The sequence below is a fragment of the Citrobacter sp. Awk 2 genome (assembly GCF_028069815.1).
GTDB lineage: Bacteria > Pseudomonadota > Gammaproteobacteria > Enterobacterales > Enterobacteriaceae > Citrobacter.
Genome location: NZ_JANEWL010000160.1, coordinates 1 through 5,062, shown reverse-complemented (window position 1 = coordinate 5,062; position 5,062 = coordinate 1). Strand labels below are relative to the sequence as shown.

Annotated in this window: 5 protein-coding genes; all 5 read left to right on the top strand. The window is 53.9% G+C overall.

Annotated features, from left to right (window positions below; all coding sequences use genetic code 11):
• Positions 1–131 precede the first annotated feature (131 nt).
• Positions 132–1,241, top strand: a complete 1,110-nt coding sequence (livK, locus tag NNO02_RS22415) for a high-affinity branched-chain amino acid ABC transporter substrate-binding protein LivK (RefSeq protein ID WP_137381970.1) — start codon at positions 132–134, stop codon at positions 1,239–1,241.
• 61 nt (positions 1,242–1,302) lie between these two features.
• Positions 1,303–2,229, top strand: a complete 927-nt coding sequence (livH, locus tag NNO02_RS22410) for a high-affinity branched-chain amino acid ABC transporter permease LivH (RefSeq protein ID WP_003023435.1) — start codon at positions 1,303–1,305, stop codon at positions 2,227–2,229.
• On the top strand, positions 2,226–3,503 hold the full coding sequence (gene livM, locus NNO02_RS22405; RefSeq protein ID WP_137381969.1) for a branched chain amino acid ABC transporter permease LivM: 1,278 nt from the start codon (positions 2,226–2,228) through the stop codon (positions 3,501–3,503). Before livH ends, livM begins: the two co-directional genes overlap by 4 nt.
• Positions 3,500–4,267: a high-affinity branched-chain amino acid ABC transporter ATP-binding protein LivG gene (livG, locus tag NNO02_RS22400; protein WP_271455787.1), complete on the top strand. Its 768-nt coding sequence runs from the start codon at positions 3,500–3,502 to the stop codon at positions 4,265–4,267. Before livM ends, livG begins: the two co-directional genes overlap by 4 nt.
• Positions 4,268–4,284: 17 nt before the next feature.
• The gene (gene livF / locus NNO02_RS22395; protein ID WP_271441318.1) at positions 4,285–4,998 is read left to right on the top strand and encodes a high-affinity branched-chain amino acid ABC transporter ATP-binding protein LivF; all 714 of its coding nucleotides are present in this window, start codon (positions 4,285–4,287) and stop codon (positions 4,996–4,998) included.
• Positions 4,999–5,062 lie beyond the last annotated feature (64 nt).

The window sequence follows — 5,062 nt, the reverse complement described above, 5'->3', positions numbered from 1 at the left end:
ATTTTGCTTAAAAAACTGTGCTAAACCATTAATGAGACTGGTAAAAATAGTACAGTTCAAAAAAAGCACAGTCTGCTTTTTAACCATATAAATACAAAATATTAATTACGTCACGAATGGGGATTCAGGTAATGAAACGGAATGCGAAAACAATCATCGCAGGGGTGATAGCACTGGCAATGTCGCACGCTGTTATGGCGGAGGATATCAAGGTCGCTGTTGTTGGCGCGATGTCAGGTCCGGTCGCGCAGTGGGGCGATATGGAATTTAATGGCGCACGTCAGGCGATTAAAGATATCAATGCCAAAGGTGGAATCAAAGGCGACAAGCTGGTAGCCGTGGAATATGACGATGCCTGCGATCCGAAACAGGCCGTTGCCGTCGCGAACAAAATCGTCAACGACGGCATTCAGTATGTGATAGGACATCTGTGCTCATCGTCGACTCAACCGGCATCAGATATTTACGAAGACGAAGGCATTCTGATGATTTCTCCGGGGGCGACTAACCCGGAACTGACGCAGCGTGGTTACGCGCACATCATGCGCACCGCGGGTCTGGATTCCTCTCAGGGGCCGACTGCCGCGAAATACATCCTGGAGAAGGTGAAACCGCAGCGTATCGCCATCATTCATGACAAGCAGCAGTACGGTGAAGGCCTGGCGCGTTCGGTGCAGGACAGCCTGAAAGCAGGTAAAGCCAACATCGTCTTCTTTGATGGGATCACCGCCGGGGAGAAAGATTTTTCTGCGCTGATCGCCCGCCTGAAAAAAGAAAATATCGACTTCGTTTATTACGGTGGCTACTACCCGGAAATGGGGCAAATGCTGCGTCAGGCGCGTTCAGTTGGCCTGAAGACGCAGTTTATGGGACCAGAAGGTGTAGGCAATGCCTCACTGTCTAACATTGCCGGTGATGCCGCGGAAGGCATGTTGGTTACTATGCCAAAACGCTATGACCAGGACCCGGCGAATAAAGCTATCGTCGATGCGCTCAACGCTGAGAAGAAAGATCCAACCGGACCTTACGTATGGATCACCTACGCAGCCGTTCAGTCACTGGCGACAGCGATGGATCGTAGCGGTAGCAAAGAGCCGTTAGACCTGGTGAAAGATCTGAAAGCACACGGGGCTGATACCGTGATTGGGCCGCTGAAATGGGACGAAAAAGGCGATTTGAAGGGATTTGAGTTTGGTGTCTTCCAGTGGCACGCGGATGGTTCATCGACTGTCGCGAAGTAATACCTGAAGACGCGTTATCCCACCGCCCGTGCAAAACGGGCGGGTTTAAAAAGGTTACCTTATGTCCGAGCAGTTCCTCTATTTCTTGCAGCAGATGTTTAACGGCGTCACGCTGGGAAGCACCTACGCGCTGATCGCCATTGGCTACACGATGGTGTACGGCATTATCGGCATGATCAACTTCGCCCACGGCGAGGTGTATATGATCGGCAGTTATGTCTCCTTTATGATCATCGCTGCGCTAATGATGATGGGTATTGATTCCAGCTGGCTGCTGGTTGCCGCGGGCTTCGTCGGTGCCATCGTGATTGCCAGCGCCTACGGCTGGAGCATTGAACGCGTGGCGTATCGGCCCGTACGCAGCTCCAAGCGCCTGATTGCGCTGATTTCCGCCATCGGGATGTCTATCTTCCTGCAAAACTACGTCAGTCTGACGGAAGGCTCACGCGACGTGGCACTGCCTAGCCTGTTTAACGGTCAGTGGACTGTCGGTAGCAGTGAAAACTTCTCTGCGTCCATCACCACCATGCAGCTGGTTATCTGGATTGTGACCTTCCTTGCGATGCTGGCGCTGACGCTGTTTATCCGCTATTCGCGTATGGGACGCGCCTGTCGTGCCTGCGCGGAAGACCTGAAAATGGCCAGTCTGCTCGGTATTAACACTGACCGCGTGATCGCGCTGACTTTTGTGATTGGCGCAGCAATGGCGGCGGTAGCAGGTGTATTGCTTGGACAGTTCTACGGTGTAATTAACCCCTATATTGGCTTTATGGCCGGGATGAAAGCCTTTACCGCGGCGGTTCTTGGCGGTATCGGTAGCATTCCTGGGGCGATGATCGGCGGCCTGATTCTGGGCGTGGCGGAAGCGCTCTCCTCTGCTTATCTGAGTACGGAATATAAAGATGTGGTGTCATTCGCACTGCTGATTCTGGTGCTGCTGGTAATGCCGACCGGTATTCTGGGTCGCCCGGAGGTAGAGAAAGTATGAAACCGATGCATTTTGCAATGGCGCTGCTTTCAGCGGTCATGTTTTTCATCCTGGCGGGCGTCTTCATGGGCGTTCAACTGGAACTGGATGGCACGAAGCTGGTGGTGGATACCGCTGCGGATATCCGCTGGCAGTGGGTGTTTATCGGTACCGGCGTGGTCTTTCTTTTCCAACTGCTGCGTCCCGTTTTCCAGAAGAGCCTGAAGAGCGTCTCCGGACCGAAGTTCATTCTGCCGGCGATTGATGGCTCAACCGTTAAACAGAAGCTGTTCCTGGTGGCGCTGCTAGTTATTGCTGTCGCATGGCCATTTATGGTGTCGCGCGGCACGGTGGATATCGCTACGCTGACGATGATTTATATCATTCTCGGCCTCGGCTTAAACGTGGTGGTCGGCCTTTCCGGCCTGCTGGTGCTGGGCTACGGCGGCTTCTATGCCATTGGTGCGTATACCTTTGCGCTGCTGAACCACTATTATGGTCTTGGTTTCTGGACCTGTTTGCCGTTGGCGGGACTGGTATCGGCGGCGGCAGGGTTCCTGCTTGGCTTCCCGGTTCTGCGTCTGCGCGGCGACTACCTGGCGATAGTGACCTTAGGCTTTGGCGAAATCGTACGTATCCTGTTGCTCAATAATACTGAAGTCACCGGTGGCCCGAATGGTATCAGCCAGATCCCTAAACCCACCTTTTTCGGTCTGGAATTCAGCCGTAGCGCCCGTGAAGGCGGCTGGGATACCTTCAGCAACTTCTTTGGTGTGAAATACGATCCCTCTGACCGTGTGATTTTCCTCTACCTGGTGGCGCTGCTGCTGGTGGTCTTCTCGCTGTTTGTCATCAACCGCCTGTTGCGTATGCCGTTGGGCCGTGCATGGGAAGCGCTGCGTGAAGATGAAATTGCCTGCCGTTCACTGGGCTTAAACCCTACACGCATCAAGCTGACCGCCTTTACCATCAGCGCTGCGTTTGCCGGTTTTGCCGGAACGCTGTTTGCCGCGCGCCAGGGTTTTGTCAGTCCGGAATCGTTCACCTTTGCTGAGTCGGCCTTTGTGCTGGCGATTGTCGTGCTGGGGGGGATGGGATCGCAGTTTGCGGTGATCCTGGCGGCTATCCTGCTGGTGGTCTCACGTGAGCTGATGCGTGATTTCAATGAATACAGCATGTTAATGCTGGGTGGTTTGATGGTACTGATGATGATCTGGCGTCCGCAGGGCTTGCTGCCGATGACCCGTCCACAGTTGAAACTGAAAAACGGGGAAGCAAAAGGAGAGCAGGCATGAGTCAGCCATTATTATCGGTTAGCGGCCTGATGATGCGTTTTGGCGGCCTGCTGGCAGTCAACAATGTGTCTTTGGATTTGCATAAAAAAGAGATTGTCTCTCTGATTGGACCGAACGGCGCGGGGAAAACCACGGTCTTCAACTGCCTGACCGGGTTCTATAAGCCGACCGGCGGGACGATTAAGCTGCGCGACCAGCACCTTGAAGGGCTGCCGGGCCAGCAAATTGCGCGTATGGGCGTGGTGCGTACCTTCCAGCATGTGCGCCTGTTTCGCGAAATGACAGTGATTGAAAACCTGCTGGTGGCGCAGCATCAGCAACTGAAAGCTGGGGTTTTCTCCGGGCTGTTAAAAACTCCGGCTTTTCGCCGCACGCAGGATGAAGCGCTGGACCGCGCCGCCACCTGGCTTGATCGTATCGGCCTGTTGCAACATGCTAACCGGCAGGCGAGCAACCTGGCCTATGGCGACCAGCGCCGTCTTGAGATTATCCGTTGCATGGTCACTCAGCCGGAAATTCTGATGCTCGATGAACCTGCTGCGGGCCTTAACCCGAAAGAAACCAAAGAGCTGGATGAGCTGATTGCCGAACTGCGCGATCATCATGACACCACCATCCTGCTCATTGAGCACGATATGAAGCTGGTGATGGGTATTTCTGATCGTATTTACGTGGTGAACCAGGGGACGCCGCTGGCGAACGGGACACCGGAGCAGATTCGTAACAACCCGGACGTGATCCGCGCCTATTTAGGTGAAGCATAATGGTGGTGAGGCATAAGATGGAAAAAGTCATGTTGTCTTTTGACAACGTCAACGCCCACTACGGCAAGATCCAGGCACTGCACGATGTCAGCCTGTACATCAATCAGGGTGAAATCGTGACGCTTATCGGTGCCAACGGTGCGGGGAAAACCACGCTGCTCGGAACGCTGTGCGGCGATCCTCGGGCTACAAGTGGGCGTATTGTCTTTGATGGTAAAGATATTACCGACTGGCAGACGGCAAAAATCATGCGTGAAGCGGTGGCGATTGTCCCGGAAGGGCGTCGCGTATTTTCCCGTATGACGGTAGAAGAGAACCTGGCGATGGGGGGCTTTTTTGCCGAGCGCGACCAGTTTCAGGAGCGTATTCAATGGGTATACGACCTGTTTCCACGTCTGCATGAACGTCGTATCCAGCGTGCGGGAACCATGTCTGGTGGTGAGCAGCAGATGCTGGCGATTGGCCGGGCTTTGATGAGCCAGCCGCGTTTGTTGCTGCTCGATGAGCCGTCTCTGGGGCTGGCACCGATCATCATCCAGCAGATCTTTAACACCATTGAGCAATTGCGCGAGCAGGGGATGACGATTTTCCTCGTCGAACAAAACGCCAACCAGGCACTGAAACTCGCTGACCGTGGTTACGTGCTGGAAAACGGTCACGTGGTGCTGGAAGATACCGGTGATGCATTGCTGGCGAACGAAGCGGTGCGTAGCGCTTATTTGGGCGGATAACAGTTATCTAAGTAGATAAGGGGCTCATCAGGCCCCTTTTTTATTGCGCCATGTTATTATTGAT